Annotated in this window: 18 protein-coding genes; 7 read left to right on the top strand and 11 right to left on the bottom strand. The window is 69.1% G+C overall.

All coding sequences use genetic code 11. The features are described from left to right. Positions 1 to 3 precede the first annotated feature (3 nt). Positions 4 to 1,980: a glycoside hydrolase family 15 protein gene (locus tag FK531_RS08065; RefSeq protein ID WP_246098000.1), complete on the bottom strand. Its 1,977-nt coding sequence runs from the start codon at positions 1,978 to 1,980 to the stop codon at positions 4 to 6. 66 nt (positions 1,981 to 2,046) lie between these two features. Between FK531_RS08065 and FK531_RS08070 the strand changes: the two genes are divergently transcribed. The 6 genes from FK531_RS08070 to FK531_RS08095 all read left to right on the top strand — a co-directional run bounded on the left by FK531_RS08070 (position 2,047) and on the right by FK531_RS08095 (position 6,572). Continuing rightward, positions 2,047 to 2,259 (top strand): hypothetical protein, encoded by a 213-nt coding sequence (locus FK531_RS08070; RefSeq protein WP_142097437.1) that lies wholly within the window; start codon positions 2,047 to 2,049, stop codon positions 2,257 to 2,259. 268 nt (positions 2,260 to 2,527) lie between these two features. Next, positions 2,528 to 2,617 carry an Ms4533A family Cys-rich leader peptide gene (locus tag FK531_RS22975; RefSeq protein WP_354003507.1) on the top strand — a complete coding sequence of 30 codons (90 nt, stop codon included), beginning with the start codon at positions 2,528 to 2,530 and terminating at the stop codon, positions 2,615 to 2,617. A gap of 171 nt (positions 2,618 to 2,788) precedes the next feature. Further along, on the top strand, positions 2,789 to 3,841 hold the full coding sequence (locus FK531_RS08080) for a sulfate ABC transporter substrate-binding protein (RefSeq protein ID WP_142097443.1): 1,053 nt from the start codon (positions 2,789 to 2,791) through the stop codon (positions 3,839 to 3,841). A gap of 61 nt (positions 3,842 to 3,902) precedes the next feature. Then, entirely contained in the window at positions 3,903 to 4,757 is an 855-nt protein-coding gene (gene cysT / locus FK531_RS08085) for a sulfate ABC transporter permease subunit CysT (protein WP_290367617.1), read from the top strand. Between the two features lie 26 nt (positions 4,758 to 4,783). Then, entirely contained in the window at positions 4,784 to 5,560 is a 777-nt protein-coding gene (gene cysW, locus FK531_RS08090) for a sulfate ABC transporter permease subunit CysW (RefSeq protein WP_142098197.1), read from the top strand. Between the two features lie 19 nt (positions 5,561 to 5,579). After that, the gene (locus tag FK531_RS08095; protein WP_142097450.1) at positions 5,580 to 6,572 is read left to right on the top strand and encodes a sulfate/molybdate ABC transporter ATP-binding protein; all 993 of its coding nucleotides are present in this window, start codon (positions 5,580 to 5,582) and stop codon (positions 6,570 to 6,572) included. A 9-nt stretch (positions 6,573 to 6,581) separates the two neighbouring features. Here FK531_RS08095 and FK531_RS08100 read toward each other — a convergent pair whose 3' ends face one another. The 7 genes from FK531_RS08100 to FK531_RS22980 all read right to left on the bottom strand — a co-directional run bounded on the left by FK531_RS08100 (position 6,582) and on the right by FK531_RS22980 (position 13,005). Continuing rightward, a complete protein-coding gene (locus FK531_RS08100) occupies positions 6,582 to 7,187 on the bottom strand; it encodes a DUF998 domain-containing protein (RefSeq protein ID WP_435531027.1) in 606 nt (201 codons plus the stop codon). A gap of 205 nt (positions 7,188 to 7,392) precedes the next feature. Continuing rightward, positions 7,393 to 8,151, bottom strand: a complete 759-nt coding sequence (locus FK531_RS08105; RefSeq protein ID WP_142097451.1) for a sirohydrochlorin chelatase — start codon at positions 8,149 to 8,151, stop codon at positions 7,393 to 7,395. A gap of 4 nt (positions 8,152 to 8,155) precedes the next feature. Continuing rightward, a complete protein-coding gene (locus FK531_RS08110; protein WP_142097454.1) occupies positions 8,156 to 9,439 on the bottom strand; it encodes a sulfate adenylyltransferase subunit 1 in 1,284 nt (427 codons plus the stop codon). Position 9,440: 1 nt separating this feature from the next. Further along, positions 9,441 to 10,376: a sulfate adenylyltransferase subunit CysD gene (cysD, locus tag FK531_RS08115; protein WP_142097456.1), complete on the bottom strand. Its 936-nt coding sequence runs from the start codon at positions 10,374 to 10,376 to the stop codon at positions 9,441 to 9,443. After that, complete coding sequence (locus tag FK531_RS08120) at positions 10,373 to 11,092, bottom strand: phosphoadenylyl-sulfate reductase (RefSeq protein WP_181762863.1); 720 nt, start codon at positions 11,090 to 11,092, stop codon at positions 10,373 to 10,375. The genes cysD and FK531_RS08120 overlap by 4 nt, the downstream gene beginning before the upstream one ends. Beyond that, positions 11,089 to 12,792 carry a nitrite/sulfite reductase gene (locus FK531_RS08125; RefSeq protein ID WP_142097459.1) on the bottom strand — a complete coding sequence of 568 codons (1,704 nt, stop codon included), beginning with the start codon at positions 12,790 to 12,792 and terminating at the stop codon, positions 11,089 to 11,091. The genes FK531_RS08120 and FK531_RS08125 overlap by 4 nt, the downstream gene beginning before the upstream one ends. A 123-nt stretch (positions 12,793 to 12,915) precedes the next feature. After that, the gene (locus FK531_RS22980) at positions 12,916 to 13,005 is read right to left on the bottom strand and encodes an Ms4527A family Cys-rich leader peptide (protein WP_354003508.1); all 90 of its coding nucleotides are present in this window, start codon (positions 13,003 to 13,005) and stop codon (positions 12,916 to 12,918) included. A gap of 143 nt (positions 13,006 to 13,148) precedes the next feature. Here FK531_RS22980 and hemW point away from each other — a divergent pair, with 143 nt between their 5' ends. Beyond that, positions 13,149 to 14,378, top strand: coding sequence for a radical SAM family heme chaperone HemW (gene hemW / locus FK531_RS08130; protein ID WP_142098206.1), 1,230 nt, complete (start codon positions 13,149 to 13,151; stop codon positions 14,376 to 14,378). An 88-nt stretch (positions 14,379 to 14,466) separates the two neighbouring features. Here hemW and FK531_RS08135 read toward each other — a convergent pair whose 3' ends face one another. The 3 genes from FK531_RS08135 to FK531_RS08145 all read right to left on the bottom strand — a co-directional run bounded on the left by FK531_RS08135 (position 14,467) and on the right by FK531_RS08145 (position 15,647). Beyond that, a complete protein-coding gene (locus FK531_RS08135; RefSeq protein ID WP_142097460.1) occupies positions 14,467 to 14,772 on the bottom strand; it encodes a hypothetical protein in 306 nt (101 codons plus the stop codon). A gap of 147 nt (positions 14,773 to 14,919) precedes the next feature. Next, the gene (locus tag FK531_RS08140; protein ID WP_142097463.1) at positions 14,920 to 15,345 is read right to left on the bottom strand and encodes a hypothetical protein; all 426 of its coding nucleotides are present in this window, start codon (positions 15,343 to 15,345) and stop codon (positions 14,920 to 14,922) included. Then, positions 15,342 to 15,647 carry a type II toxin-antitoxin system VapB family antitoxin gene (locus FK531_RS08145; RefSeq protein WP_142097465.1) on the bottom strand — a complete coding sequence of 102 codons (306 nt, stop codon included), beginning with the start codon at positions 15,645 to 15,647 and terminating at the stop codon, positions 15,342 to 15,344. Before FK531_RS08145 ends, FK531_RS08140 begins: the two co-directional genes overlap by 4 nt. Between the last annotated feature and the right edge of the window lie 88 nt (positions 15,648 to 15,735).

A 15,735-nucleotide genomic window follows, 5' to 3' on the forward strand; every position in this document is an offset into this window, starting at 1 on the left:
GACCTACGTGGGGGAGTGAGCCGGCTGGAAGACGCCGGCCGCCGCGGCCTCCTCCGCCCGGATCACGTGCACCACGGCGTTGATCAGCGCCAGGTGCGTGAACGCCTGCGGGAAGTTGCCGAGATGACGACCGGTGCGGGTGTCGATCTCCTCCGCGTACAGCTTGAGCGGGCTCGCGTAACCGAGCAGCCGTGAACACAACTGCTTCGCGCGTTTCAGTTCGCCGATCTCCACCAGCGCCGACACCAGCCAGAACGAGCAGATGGTGAAGCTGCCCTCCTCGCCGGACAGACCGTCGTCGGTGGTCTCGATCCGGTACCGCAGCACCAGGCCGTCCTCGGTGAGCTCGTCGGCGATGGAGAGCACCGTCGCGCGGACGCGGTGGTCGTCGGCGGGCAGGAACCGCAGCAGCGGCACCAGGAGCAGTGACGCGTCGAGCGAGGGGTGGCCGTACCGCTGCGTGAACACGCCGCGCTCGTCGACGCCGTGCTCGAGGATGTCGGCCTTGATCTCGTCGGCGATCGCGGCCCATTGCAGCGCGTACGACTTCTCGCGGTGCAGCGCAGCGAGTTTCGCGCCGCGGTCGAGGGCGACCCAGCACATCACCTTCGAGGAGGTGAAGTGCTGCGGCTCCCCGCGCACCTCCCAGATGCCGCGGTCGGGTTTGCGCCAGTGCTTGATCGCCTCCTCGACCTGCCGCTTGAGCAGCGGCCACAACGCGGCCGGCACCTGGTCACGCGAGCGCACGTGCAGGTACACCGAGTCGAGCATCGTGCCCCAGATGTCGTGCTGGTCCTGGTTGTAGGCGCCGTTGCCGATCCGCACCGGCCGGGCACCGTCGTATCCGGACAGGTGGCTCAGCTCCTCCTCCTCGAGGGTGTGCTCACCGCCGATCCCGTACATCACCTGCAGTGGGGTCGGGTGGCCGCCGTCGGACTGGGACACGTCGGAGATGAAGGAGAAGAAGTCGTTGGCCTCGCGGTCCAGGCCGAGGGTGTACAGGCCCCACAGCGCGAACGTCGAGTCGCGCACCCACGCGTAGCGGTAGTCCCAGTTCCGCTCCCCGCCGGGCGTTTCCGGCAGCGAGGTGGTCGACGCCGCGAGCAGGGCGCCTGTCGGCGCGTAGGTCAGGCCCTTGAGGGCGAGCGCGCTGCGCTGCAGGTAGCCGCGCCACGGGTGGTCGGGGAACCGGCCGATGGTGATCCACTGCCGCCAGCACTCGGCGGTCTGCCACATCTTGTCGGCGGCGTCCTCGAACGTCTGCGGGCACGGCTGCCCACCCCAGGACAGTGCGACGAAGACGTTGTCGCCCTGGGTCATCCGGGTCCGGGCCCGCGCCTCGCGGCCCTCGAGCCCGAGCCGCAGGTTGGTCGTCAGTCGCAGCGTCGGGTGCTCGCCGAGGGCACTGCCCTCGCAGGTCGCGGTGGCCTCCTCGTAGACCTTGCCGGTGTACTCCCACTTCGCGGTGGCCCGGTGGTAGTCGAAGGCGGGCTCGCAGCTCATCTCCAGTTCCACCGTCCCGCTCACGCACTTCACGGTGCGCAGCAGGATGTGCTCGGCGTCCCAGTCGGTGGGGGTGCGCCGATGCGACCGCGAGCGCGCGGTGTTGTTGTGCCACGGCCCCATCACCATCGCGTCGCGCACGATCAGCCAGCCGGTCTCGGTCTGCCAGGTCGTCTCGACGATCAGTCCGCCGGGTAGGTAGCGCCGGGCGGCGGGCACGTTCTGGCCGTACGGCCCGATCCGGAAATGCCCGGCGCTGCGGTCGAGGACCGCACCGAACACGCTCGGCGAGTCCGGCCGCGGCACGCACATCCACTCGACGGACCCGTTGCGCGCGATCAGGCAGGTGGTCTCGCAGTCGGAGAGGAAGGCGTAGTCGTCGATCGGAGGAAACGTGGAGTGCCGCCCCGGATCCACGACGGCAGGCAGGTTGGCTGGCTCGTTGTCCTCGGTTTCGATGTCGTCGCGGGGTGCCATTTGCACATCATTCGCCCGCCGGGCGCGGTCGTCCACCGCAGGCGGCCGCGGGATAGGGTGGGCAGCGTGAATCAGATCGCCAGTTGGTGGGACGGCCTCGAGCTGTGGGTCATCGGGTTGCCGTACATTCCGCAGATCCTGCTGGTGATGACGGTCGCGCTGCCCGCCGCCTTCGCCATCGCGTGCGGCTTCGACAAGCTCCTCGCCCGCGTGTTCGCACTGCTCGGTCGCGACCGCGCGCAGACGGCTGCCGTGGCCACCCCGAGGAGTGCGCGCTGATGCCCCGTTCACGCGTCACCCTGGTCCTGATCGCCCTGATCATCCTCGTGCTCGTCGGCTGGTTGCTGACCCGCTGACGGGCGTCCTGAGTCGCTCCGCAGGCTCCGCTCGCGGACGTCCTGGGTCACTCCGCAGGCTCCGCTCCCGGACGTCCTGGGTCACTCCGCAGGCTCCGCTCCCGGACGTCCTGGGTCACTCCGCAGGCTCCGCTCCCGGACGCGGTGGCTCGGGTTCGATTCGGGCCGCCCGCTCTGCTAGATTCGTCGGCGTGTCTGCAACCGCCGTGCACCAGGTCCGCCATGAACTGGCGTTGATCGCTGTCGGCATGCTCGCAGTCGCCGATATCGACTGTTGTTGATCCCTCCCGTCGCGTAGCCACTTCGGCCGCGGCCGGTGCGCCCCACGAAGCGGGCCAGATCTCCCCAACCTCTGTGTCACTGTGAACCACAGCCGTGCCGGCTGTGGTCCTCACTGCGGTCCGACGACCGAACACATTTCACCTGCCCTCGAGGCATGAAAGGCATCTTCCATGAGCGTTCGCGCCCGCTTCACCCGCTCCGGCGTCCTGTTGGCCGCCGTCGTCACCGCAGGAGCCCTCGCCCTGACCGCCTGCAGCGGCGGCTCGAGCGACACAGCCGGCGGCGGTGACGCGACCGGGAGCGCGGACGGCAGCGGCGGCACCATCAGCCTGTTCGCCTACGCGGTCCCCAAGCCCGGCTTCGACAAGGTCATCCCCGCGTTCCAGGCCACCGACGCGGGCAAGGGCGTGAAGTTCCAGCCGTCCTTCGGCGCGTCCGGCGACCAGTCCCGCAAGGTCAAGGACGGCGCCCAGGCCGACTTCGTGAACTTCTCCGTCGAGCCGGACATCACCCGACTCGTCGACGCCGGACTGGTCAGCCCCGACTGGAACAAGGACGCCTACAACGGAATTCCGTTCGGCTCCGTCGTCACCGTGGTGGTCCGCAAGGGCAACCCCAAGGGCATCAAGGACTGGGACGACCTGCTCAAGCCCGGCATCGAGGTGGTGACCCCCAACCCGTTCAGCTCCGGCTCGGCGAAGTGGAACCTGCTCGCCCCCTACGCGGCCAAGAGCGACGGCGGCACGAACCCGCAGGCCGGCCTGGACTACATCACCTCGCTGGTGCACGACCACGTCAAGGTGCAGCCGAAGTCCGGCCGCGAGGCCACCGAGACGTTCCTGCAGGGCACCGGCGACGTGCTGCTCAGCTACGAGAACGAGGCCCTCTTCACCGAGCGCAACGGCGACCCCGTCGAGCACGTCACGCCGCCCACCACGTTCAAGATCGAGAACCCGGTCGCGGTGATCAGCAGCAGCAAGAACCTCGACAAGGCCAACGCGTTCAAGGACTTCCTGTACACGACTGAAGGCCAGAAGCTGTGGGCGCAGGCCGGATTCCGCCCGGTCGACCCGGCGGTCGCCAAGGAGTTCGCGGGCGACTTCCCCGCCCCGGCGAAGCTGTGGACGATCGCCGACCTCGGCGGTTGGAAGTCGGTCGACGACACCCTGTTCAAGAAGGACACCGGGTCCATCGCGGTGATCTATGACGGCGCGAGCAAGTAGCCTCACCGTGAGCATTGTCGAGACGGCGGCGGCGGGACCGGTGCCCGAGATCGGGGGACGGGTGTCCGAACAGAGCACCGCTCCCGCGCCGCCGTCCCGGCGCCGCCCCGGCTGGACCAAGGTCACCGGGACGGTCGGGCCCCTGGGCATCGGCGTCGCCATGCTCTGGCTCAGCGTCATCGTGCTGCTCCCGCTGGCGGCACTGACGGTGACGTCGTTCGAGGACGGCCTCTCGGGCTTCTGGGACGCGGTCACCAGCCCGGCGGCCCTCGCCTCGCTGCGGATCACCGTGTGGGTGTCCGCGATCGTCGCCGTGATCAACGTCGTGATGGGCACCCTGATCGCATGGGTGCTCGTCCGTGACGAGTTCCCCGGCAAGCGAATCGTCAACGCGCTCATCGACCTTCCGTTCGCGCTGCCGACCATCGTGGCCAGCATCGTGCTGCTGTCGCTGTACGGGCCGAACAGCCCGATCGACGTGCACCTCAACGCGACCCAGCCCGGCCTCGTGGTGGCGCTGGCGTTCGTGACCCTCCCGTTCGTGGTCCGCTCGGTGCAGCCGGTGCTGATCGAGACCGACCGGGAGGTCGAGCAGGCCGCGGCCTCGCTCGGCGCGAGCAACTGGGTCATCTTCCGCAAGGTGGTGCTGCCGACCCTGACGCCGGCCATCATCAGCGGTGCCGGCCTCGCCTTCGCCCGCGCGATCGGCGAGTACGGGTCGGTCGTCCTGATCGGCGGCAACATCCCACGCGAGACCCAGATGGCCTCGCAGTTGATCCAGCAGAAGATCGAGATCGACCGGCCGGTGGATGCGGCCGCGATCTCGGTGGTGCTGCTGCTGATCGCCTTCGCCACGCTGCTGGTGCTGCGGGTGCTGGCGGGCCGTGCGCAGCGGCGTGAGGAGCAGTCCCTGTGAACGTCTCGACGCCGGCGCGCATCGGCATGCGGGTGGTCGCGCTCGGCTACCTGGTCGCGCTGCTGCTGGTGCCCATCGTGGTGATCCTGTGGCGCACCTTCGAGCGCGGCATCGGCAGCTTCATCGAGTCCATCTCCACCCCGGCCGCGATCTCGGCGCTGAACCTGTCGCTGCTGATCGTGGCGATCGTGGTGCCGATCAACGTGATCTTCGGCGTGGTCACCGCGCTGGCGCTGGTCCGCGGACGGTTCCCCGGACGGGGGCTGCTGCAGGCCGTGGTTGACCTGCCGTTCGCGGTCTCGCCGATCGTCGTCGGCGTCTCGCTGATCCTGCTGTGGGGCGTCAACGGGTGGTTCGGCGCGCTGGACTCGCTCGGCTTCCGGGTGATCTTCGGGCTGCCCGGCATGGTGCTGGCCACCATCTTCGTGACACTGCCGTTCGTGGTGCGCGAGGTGGAACCGGTGCTGCACGAGATCGGCGACGAGCAGGAGCAGGCCGCCGCGACCCTCGGCGCGTCGAAGTGGCAGACGTTCTGGCGGATCACGCTGCCCGCCATCCGCTGGGGCTTGACCTACGGCGTGGTGCTCACCGTGGCCCGCTCGCTCGGCGAGTTCGGCGCGGTCATCATGGTCTCGTCCGGCTTCCCCGGCGTATCGCAGACCCTGACGCTGCTGGTGCATTCGCGCTACATCGACGACCACAACACCTACGGCGCGTACTGCGCGGCGACACTGCTGATGGGCATCGCCCTCGTGACGCTGCTGCTGATGACGCTGCTGGACCGGAAGAGGAGCAACGCATGATCACGTCGAGGAGCAACACATGATTTCCGTGATCGGCGCCCACAAGAACTACGGCGACTTCGCGGCGCTGAACAACCTGACCCTCGACATCCCGTCCGGGTCGTTGACCGCGCTGCTCGGGCCGTCGGGCTCGGGCAAGTCGACGCTGCTGCGCTCGATCGCCGGCCTCGAGCACCCGGACTCCGGCACGATCACCATCGCCGGGAAGGACGTCACCGGCGTGCCGCCGCAGAAGCGGGACATCGGCTTCGTGTTCCAGCACTATGCGGCGTTCAAGCACATGACCGTCCGCGACAACGTCGCCTTCGGCCTCAAGATCCGCAAGCGCCCGAAGCCGGAGATCGACAAGAAGGTCAACGAGCTGCTCGAGATCGTCGGCCTCGACGGCTTCCAGCACCGCTACCCGGCGCAGCTGTCGGGCGGTCAGCGCCAGCGGATGGCCCTGGCCCGCGCGCTCGCGGTGGACCCGCAGGTGCTGCTGCTCGACGAGCCGTTCGGCGCCCTTGACGCGAAGGTCCGCGAGGACCTGCGGACCTGGCTGCGGCGGCTGCACGACGAGGTGCACGTGACCACCGTGCTGGTCACCCACGACCAGGAGGAGGCGCTCGACGTCGCCGACCGGATCGCGGTGCTGAACAAAGGCCGGATCGAGCAGGTCGGAACGCCTCGCGACCTGTACGACCGCCCGGCCAACGACTTCGTGATGTCCTTCCTCGGGCCGGTCGCCAAGCTCAACGGGCAGCTGGTGCGCCCGCACGACATCCGTGTCGGACGCGACCCGAGCATGGCGGTCGCGCAGAAGGCGGGCACCGCCGAGTCGGCCGGAGTCACGCGGGCGACGGTCGAGCGGGTGGTGCACCTGGGCTTCGAGGTCCGGGTGGAGCTGCGCAACGCGGCCACCGGCGACATCTTCGCGGCGCAGGTGACCCGCGGCGACAGCGAGGCGCTGCAGCTCAAGGAGGGCGAGACCGTGTACGCCCGCGCGACGCTGATCCCCGACATCCCGGCGTAGGGCCCCGACTCACACCGTCGCTGCCCCGTCGACCGCCAGATCGGCCTTCCTCAGGACGGTCCTTCGCATGAGGGCGAGGAGCGCAGCGACGCCGGTGCCCGCCATCCACAACGGAAGCGGGTACAGGGTCAGCCGCTCCCCGAGGCCGAAGGTCAGAGTGCGGCCGAGAAGCAGGACGGCGCCGACGATTCCGGTGGTGGCACACAGTCCTGACCAGATCGCAATCCAGCGTCGCTCGCGCCAGAACTGCACGGCCAGCAGTACGAGCACCGCGTGGCGCGCCACGAAGCCGGGCAGGACGGCGGTCCAGTGGACGAAGGTGCCGTCGTTGGCGGGAACCATCCCGGTGGCGGCGGTGCTCAGCGCCACGACCGCGGCGAGGCCCAGGATCCACTTCTTGCCGCGCCCGTCCGGGATGTACCTGTGCAGCAGGGCCGCCCCCAGGACGGTCACGGCCCCCAGGACCATGAACGTGGCGTTCATGACGGCGTGCATCGGCGAGCATGCGTCCGGGCTGCAGGTGGTCACGCCCAGCGAGCTGATGGAATCGCGCGCGAAGCTGTACGGGGTCTTCCATGCGCCGGCGGTGACGAATTCCGCCAGGAGGTAGAGCACCGACAGTGACCAGGCCGCCCCGGCGGTGCCGAGTCTGAGATTGTGCTTGATCGGACTACTCCCTACAGGTTGCTCTGTGGGGATCTCACCCAAAGATCTGATCAGGCCGGCGTCCGGTCGGACTGGCAAATCTAACGGTACGGTAACAATCTGGCAGCAACCTGTGAACGGCCGTGCGATGTGCCCGAGCTAGCGCCGGAGCAGATCAGGCGGTCAGTGCCGCTCGGGTACCGGTTACGAGCTCGACCCCTGCGTGGTAGCGGTCGAGAGCGACCTCCGCGAGCAGGGGGTGTGCGCCGATCACGTCCGCGAAGATCGCATCCGGTGTGTACTCGGTGGCCTGGAGTTCGAGCCGGTCGGTGAGTCGTCCCGGGGCGAGGAACCATGGGGCGACGACGATCCGTTCGGCCCCGGCCCGTCGCAGCCGCGACACCGCTTGCGGCAGACTTGGTTCGGTGGTGGCGTAGCAGGTCTCGACGCCGGACCAGGCGGTGCCCGCGAGAAGACGCGGCGCAATCCGGGCGGTGCGAGCGTTGGCGGACCCGGAGGACGAGCCGACCGCGGCCAACACCACCCCGACCTCGGGATCGTCCGACGCGGCGCCGGCCGCTTCTGCCCTGGCCCGCACGGCGTCGACCAGTCGCTCGTCGTCACCCAGCACGTCCGCCTGGACAAGGTCGAGCCCGCGGTGTCGCGCGCGAGCGGCGGTGAGCAGGCCCGGCAGGTCCACCCGGGCGTGGAACGCGCTGCCCAACAGCAGCGGTACCACGACGGCCGACGAATACCCCTCGGCCGCAACGGCGTCGATCGCCTGGTCCGCCGACGGTGCGGACAGGTCCAGGAAGCACAGGCGCACGTCCAGGTCGGACCTGCTCGCCCTGATGCCGGCCACGGCGGCCGCGACCGCCCGCGCGGAGCGGGGGTCGCGACTGCCGTGCGCGACGGCTATCAGCGGTACGGACACGACGCTAGACGCGCGCCAGTTCGACGGCGGCGATCGCGTCGCCGACCAGACCGGCGGCGAGGGTGTTGCCCCCGGCCGGATCAATCAGCAGGAAGCTGCCGGTGTGCCGGTTGAGTTGGTAGTCGTCGGCGACGATCGGCTCGGCCACGCGCACCGAGATCTTGCCGATCTCGTTGAGCTCCAACGTCTCCGGCGACTGCTCGGTGGTGAGGTCCTGCTCGTCGAAGCGCTCGACAATGGATCCTACGATCGCCTGCGTGGTGCGGGTGCCGTGCTTGAGCAGCAGTCGTGCGCCGGGGCGCAGCGGCTTCTCGGCGAGCCAGCACACGGTCGCGTCGAACTCGCCGATCGGCTCCGGGGCATCCTGCGGGGAAGCGATGGTGTCGCCGCGCGAGACGTCCACGTCGTCCGCCAGGATCAGCGTGACACTGCGCCCCGCATGCGCGGAGTCCAGCTCGCCGTCCGCGGTGTCCACCCGGGTGACGGTGGTCCGGGTGCCGGACGGCAGGATCACCACCTCGTCGCCGGGCCGGACCGAACCGGCCGCGACCTGGCCGGCGTAACCGCGGTAGTCGAGGAACTCGGCGGTGCGCGGGCGGATCACGTACTGGACCGGGAAGCGCAGGCCCACCCGGTGCGGCTCGGCGTCCACCGGAATGGACTCGAGGTGCTCGATCAGCGTGGGGCCGTCGTAGTACGGCGTGTTCTCGGAGCGGACGGCCACGTTGTCGCCGTGCAGCGCCGAGACCGGGATCTCCAGGACGTCCTCGGAGGCCCACCCGAGCGAGGTGGTGAGGGTGTTGAACTCCTCTGAGATCTCCGCGAACACGGTCGCCGGATCCTCGACCAGGTCGATCTTGTTGACCGCGAGCACCAGCTTCGGCACGCCCAGCAGGGACAGCACCGCTGCGTGCTTGCGGGTCTGGGAGATGACGCCCTTGCGTGCGTCCACCAGCAGGATCACCAGCTGCGCGGTGGACGCGCCGGAGACCGTGTTGCGGGTGTACTGCACGTGCCCGGGGGTGTCCGCCAGCACGAAGGTGCGCTTGGGCGTGGCGAAGTAGCGGTAGGCGACGTCGATGGTGATGCCCTGCTCGCGCTCGGCGCGCAGGCCGTCGACGAGCAGCGACAGGTCCGGGGTGTCGAGACCGCGATCCACCGACGCGCGGGTGACTGCGTCGATCTGGTCGGCGAGAACGGATTTCGTGTCGTACAGCAGGCGGCCCACCAGGGTGGACTTGCCGTCGTCGACGCTGCCCGCGGTGGCGAGCCTCAGAAGGTCGGACATGTCAGAAGTAGCCCTCTCGCTTGCGGTCTTCCATGGCCGCTTCGGAAACTCGGTCGTCGCCACGGGTGGCGCCGCGCTCGGTCAGACGGGACGCGGCCACCTCGGCGAGGATCGCCTCGTTGTCGGCGGCGTCGGAGAGCACCGCGCCGGTGGTCGACCCGTCACCCACGGTGCGGTAGCGCACCGAGAGGGTCTGCAACTCTTCGCCTTCGGCCGGTCCGCCCCACACGCCGGGGGTCATCCACATGCCGTCGCGCTGGTAGACGGAACGCTGGTGGGCGTAGTAGATGCTCGCCAGTTCCACGTTGTCGCGGGCGATGTAGCGCCAGATGTCGAGCTCGGTGAAGTTGCTCAGCGGGAACACCCGGACCTGCTCGCCGGGGGAGTGCCTGCCGTTGTACAGGTTCCACAGCTCGGGACGCTGCTTCTTCGGATCCCACTGCCCGAACGCGTTGCGCAGCGAGAAGATCCGCTCCTTGGCGCGGGCCCGCTCCTCGTCGCGACGGGCACCGCCGAAGACCGCGTCGAAACGGTTCTCGGCGATGGCGTCGAGCAGCGGAACGGTCTGCAGCGGGTTGCGGATGCCGTCGGGGCGCTCGGTGAGCCGCCCGTCGGCGAGGTAATCCTCGACCTTGGCGACGTGCAGTCGCAGGTTGTACTTGGCGACGACGTGGTCGCGGAACGCCAGCACCTCGGGCAGGTTGTGGCCGGTGTCCACGTGCAGCAGTGCGAACGGCACCGGAGCCGGCCAGAAGGCCTTGATCGCCAGGTGCAGCAGCACCGTGGAGTCCTTGCCGCCGGAGAACAGGATCACCGGGCGCTCGAACTCGCCCGCCACCTCGCGGAAGATGTGGATGGCCTCGGACTCGAGCGCGGCGAGGGTGTCGAAGTCGCTGCCGTCGAGTTGCGGTCGGATGTCGGTCAGTTCAGCAGTCATGAGGCGTGCAACCCGCATTCTGTCTTGGAGTTGCCGGCCCACCGTCCGCTACGCGGATCGGAGCCGGGAGCTGGCTTGGTGGTGCAGGGTGCGCACCCGATGGACGGATAGCCCTCGTCGACAAGCGGATTCACCAGGATCGAGTGCTTGTCGATGTACGCGGCCATGTCCTCGTCGGACCACGCGGCGATCGGGTTGATCTTCACGAGGCCGAACGCGTCGTCGAACGAGATCAGCGGGGCGTTGGCGCGGGTCGGTGCCTCGACCCGGCGGATCCCCGTCACCCATGCCTTGTAGCCGGCGAGGGACTTCTTCAGCGGCGCGACCTTCCGCAGTGCGCAGCACCGGTTCGGCTCGCGAGCGAACAGGTCCTTGCCCTCGGCCGCGTCCTGCTCGGCGACGCTGGCCTCGGCCCTGGCGTTGACGATGTTGACCCCGTACACGGCCTCGACCGCGTCGCGGGTGCCGATGGTCTCCGCGAAGTGGTAGCCGGTGTCGAGGAAGAGCACGTCCACCCCGGGGTGCACCTGGGTGGCCAGGTGCACGAGCACGCCGTCCTGCATGTTCGACGCGACGATGAAGTCGCGTCCGAACGTGTCCTCGGTCCACTGCAGCAGTTCCAGTGCGGTGGCGTCACCGAGACTTGCCGCCCCCTGTGCGGCAAGTTCACGGAGATCGGCTTCGGTCGCGGTGGAAAGGTCGATACCCGTGCTCATCGCAGGTCCTCCTCGTCTGCTCGGACTGCCCATTCGGCGAAGCGTTCGCCTTCGTTGCGGTGCTTGACGAACTGACGCACCACCCGCTCGATGTAGTCGCCGAGGTCGGTGCTGTTCACCTTGTGCTGACGCAGCTTTCGACCGAAGCCGGAGTCGAGGCCGAGGCTGCCGCCCAGGTGGACCTGGAACCCCTCGATCTGATTGCCCTCGCCGTCGTCGACCAGCATGCCCTTGAACCCGATGTCCGCGATCTGGGACCGACCGCAGGAGTTGGGGCAACCGTTGATGTTCACCGTGATCGGCACGTCCAGGGCGGCGTTGATGTCCGCCAGGCGCTCCTCGAGCTCCGGTGCCAGCACCTGGGACCGCTTGCGGGTCTCGGTGAACGACAGCTTGCAGAACTCGATGCCACTGCACGCCAGCAGGTTTCGTCGCCAGTGCGACGGCCGGCCGTGCAGACCCAGCGGCTCGAGCTCGTCGATCAGCCATTCGACCTTGTCGTCCGGCACGTCGAGCACGATCAGCTTCTGGTACGGGGTGAATCGGACGCGGTCGGACCCGACGGCGGCCACCGCGTCGGCGACCTTGGTCAGGACGGTGCCCGACACCCGGCCCGCGATGGGGGAGAAGCCGATCGCGTTGAGCCCGTTGCGGGTCTTCTGCACGCCGATGTGGTCGATCGGGCGCGCCGGCTTCTCCGGCGCCGGGCCGTCGATGAGCTTGCGCTTCAGGTACTCGGTCTCGAGGACCTCGCGGAACTTCTCGATGCCCCAGTCCTTGATCAGGAACTTCAGCCGGGCCTTGCTGCGCAGTCGGCGGTAGCCGTAGTCGCGGAAGATCGAGACGACGGCCTCCCACACGTCCGGGACCTCGTCGAGCGGCACCCACACGCCGACCCGCTGCGCGAGCATCGGGTTGGTGGACAGGCCGCCGCCGACCCACAGGTCCAGTCCGGGACCGTGCTCCGGGTGGTTGACGCCGATGAACGCGACGTCGTTGATCTCGTGCACCACGTCCTGCTGACCGGAGATGGCGGTCTTGAACTTGCGCGGCAGGTTGGAGTATTCCTTTTTGCCGATATAGCGCCGAACGATCTCGTCGATCGCGGATGTCGGGTCGAGCACCTCGTCGAGCGACTCGCCGGCGAGCGGGGAGCCGAGCACCACACGCGGGCAGTCGCCGCAGGCCTCGGTGGTGTGCAGCCCGACGGACTCGAGGCGCTTCCAGATCTCGGGAACGTTCTCGATCTCGATCCAGTGGTACTGGACGTTCTCGCGGTCCGACAGGTCCGCGGTGTCGCGGCCGAACTCGGTGGAGATGCCCGCGACCGTGCGCAGCTGGTCGACGTTCAGGGCGCCGCCGTCGCAGCGCACCCGCATCATGAAGTACTTGGCCTCGAGCAGGTCGATGTTGTCGTCGCCGGTGAAGGTGCCGTCGTAGCCCTGCTCGCGCTGGGTGTAGAGGCCCCACCAGCGCATGCGTCCGCGAAGGTCACTCTTGTCGATGCTGTCGAAGCCCTGCTTCGAGTAGATGTTCTCGATGCGGGCGCGGACGTTGAGCGGGTTGTCGTCCTTCTTGGCCTGCTCGTTGGCGTTGAGGGGCTCGCGGTACCCCAGTGCCCACTGACCCTCGGCCCGGCGCTTGGCCGGGCGCGGGGTGCGGGCTGCTGTGGGCGGGGACGAGTCGACAGTCTGCGACATCAGGGCGCTCCAGAAAGTTCGGGGCGCCGGTCTTCGGGCATGACGTCAACGGGGAGGGCTGTCCCCGCTGGACACACTCCGAGACCGGCCAGGGACGAAAAGGGGGGGCTGGTGGAATGGCGTCTACGCGGTGGAAGGCAGACAGCAACAGCTGCAGACGCGCTTGAGATCCACATGGCGGCGAGCCACGAGCACAATCCCAAGTCCGGTCACGCAGGCAATTGTGCCAGATCAGATCGGCAAAGCCGACACCCGGGACCGATTTCCCCCGAAATCGGGGGGAATGCGCAGGCAGGGGCGGGTGTGAGGAAGACCACTCGTCCGGCGGTGGGACACTGGAGGGCGTGAGTGGACCGATGACCGAACCGGCTGTGGCCGCCTTCGTGCTGCCCGACGACGCCCTGGACGGGGTGGGATCGCGGCCGTTCGGCGTGTACGTCCACGTGCCGTTCTGCGCGACCCGCTGCGGCTACTGCGATTTCAACACCTACACCGCGGGGGAGTTGGGCACCTCCGCCTCGCCGCAGTCCTGGCTCGAGGGCCTGCGCCGGGAACTGGACGCCGGCGCGGCGATGCTCGGCTCGTCGGGGCGGGCAGTGCCCGCAGCGCAGACCGTGTTCGTCGGTGGCGGCACCCCCTCGCTGCTCGGCGGTGACGGCCTCACCGACGTGCTGGGTGCGATCCGGTCCAGCTTCGGGCTGGCCCCCGGCGCCGAGGTGACCACCGAGTCCAACCCGGAGTCCACCTCGCCGGCGTTCTTCGACGCGATCCGCGGCGCCGGCTACACCCGGGTCTCGCTCGGCATGCAGTCGGCGGCCCAGCACGTGCTCCGCGTGCTCGACCGCACCCACACCCCGGGGCGGGCGGTCGCGGCGGCACTCGAGGCGCGGGCAGCGGGGTTCGAGCACGTGAACCTCGACATGATCTACGGGACGCCGGGTGAACGGGACGAGGACCTGGACGCGACCCTCGCCGCGGTGCTCTCCGCGGGCGTGGACCACGTGTCGGCCTACTCGCTGATCGTCGAGGACGGCACCGCACTGGCCCGCCGGGTGCGGCGCGGCGAACTGCCGGCCCCGGACGACGACGTGCTCGCCGCGCGGTACGAGCGCATCGACGCGGCGCTCAGCGCGGCGGGACTGAGCTGGTACGAGGTGTCGAACTGGGCTGCGAGCGGCGCCGACGGGGCGAGCGAAGCGACGGGGGATTCACGCTGCAGGCACAACCTCGGGTACTGGGACGGCGGCGACTGGTGGGGCGCCGGACCCGGCGCGCACAGTCACGTCGGCGGGGTGCGCTGGTGGAACGTCAAGCACCCCGCGCGCTACGCCGACCAACTCGAGTCGGGGGTGCTGCCGGTGGCCGACAGCGAGCGGCTCACCGCCGAGGACCGGCACACCGAGCGGGTGATGCTGACCCTGCGGCTGCGGTCCGGGCTGCCGGTCGCGGACCTGACCGTCGACGAATTGTCCAGTGCCGAAAGGATTGTCGCGGACGGGCTGCTGTGCCGCGACGGCGACGCGCTGGTGCTCACCGACCGTGGTCGGCTGCTGGCCGACGGCGTCATCCGCGACATCCTGAGCTGAACCCTCGGTACGCAACTCCGCCCGCCCGGGGATCCCGGGCGGGCGGGGGTTGCGGCCGACTGGCTGCGGCCACGAACTGACGAGGAACTCAGGAAGACTCGTTTCCCAGCAACAAGTCGAGCAAAAACTCCGTGGCGCTGGGACAGTGACGGCTGGGGTTTTCAATCGCAGGGCAGTAGGTGGGACTTAGGTCGACGGAGCCTGCCGCCTCCCCGAGCGATAGCACTAGGGCTGCCGGCAGATCGAGGAAAAAGCGCTCGTTGGCGATCGTGCTGCCGGTGCTGCCGGTGGCTTCCTCGGCCGATGCGGTGCCCCCGCCGAGAGCCAGGCCGCCGCCGAGCAGAGCGGCGGCGACAAGGACGGACGCGCCACGGCGCGCCAGAGATCGAGACATGAGGTTCCTTCGTTCGAATGTGCTGGCTGGGTGGCCCACATCGGACGCCCCCCGATCGGCCAGAGTAGGGCGAGTCAGTCGGGCCGGCAGTCGAATTCGGGAATCGGCATCCTCGCAGGTCAGCCGTTAAACGCAACCGGCACGGGGTCACGCCTGGCGTTTGCCGCCACCGGGGATGCGGTCGGTGAACCGGGCCAGCCGGGCGGCGTCGCGGGCCAGGACCTCGGCGTCGCGCGCAATGATCGCGGCGCTGCCGTCGATGCCCTGCGCGCTCTCAGCGATCCGCTCCGCGCTCTCGGCGATCTGGCGGGCCGCGACCAGCAGTTCCGACAGGTCGTCGAGGGCTGGACCGAGGCGGTCGATGAGGGCGCCGAGTTGCTGGGCGCGTTCGACGACGGGCGCGAACGCGTCGAATGCGCCGCGGACCATCGTCAGCGTCGCCATGAACTGGCGCTCGAGGTCGCGCAGCTCACCGAACCCGAAACTGACGACACGCTCGGGCCAGGCGATCACGGTGAGCAACTCCACCGGAAGGGCTCGGCGCAGCTCGACGGTGACCCCGCGGGCCGTCACGCGCGGATCGCGTCGTAGTCGAAGACGCGCGCGTGCAGCACCACCCTGTTACGCAGCGCGGAGCGGACCGCGCGGTGCAACCCGTCCTCGAGGTAGATGACCCCGTCCCAGAGCACCGCGTGCGGGAACAGGTCCCCGTAGAACGTGGAGTCCTCGGACAGCAGTCGGTCCAGTTCGAGCACCTTCGTGGTGGTGACGATCTCGTCGAGCCGGACCTGCCGAGGCGGAATCTTCGACCAGTCGCGGACCGACATTCCGTGCTCCGGGTACGGCTTGCCGTCCCTCACGCCCTTGAAAATCATCGATGCATCCGTCGCGGTTGTCGGTGGAGTGCCCAGGGCACTTGTCAGTTCGTGCGCCACCACAGTAAGGCCTCCACGGGTCGGGGTG

The sequence above is a fragment of the Rhodococcus spelaei genome (genome assembly GCF_006704125.1).
In the GTDB taxonomy this organism is placed as follows: Bacteria; Actinomycetota; Actinomycetes; order Mycobacteriales; family Mycobacteriaceae; genus Rhodococcus_G; species Rhodococcus_G spelaei.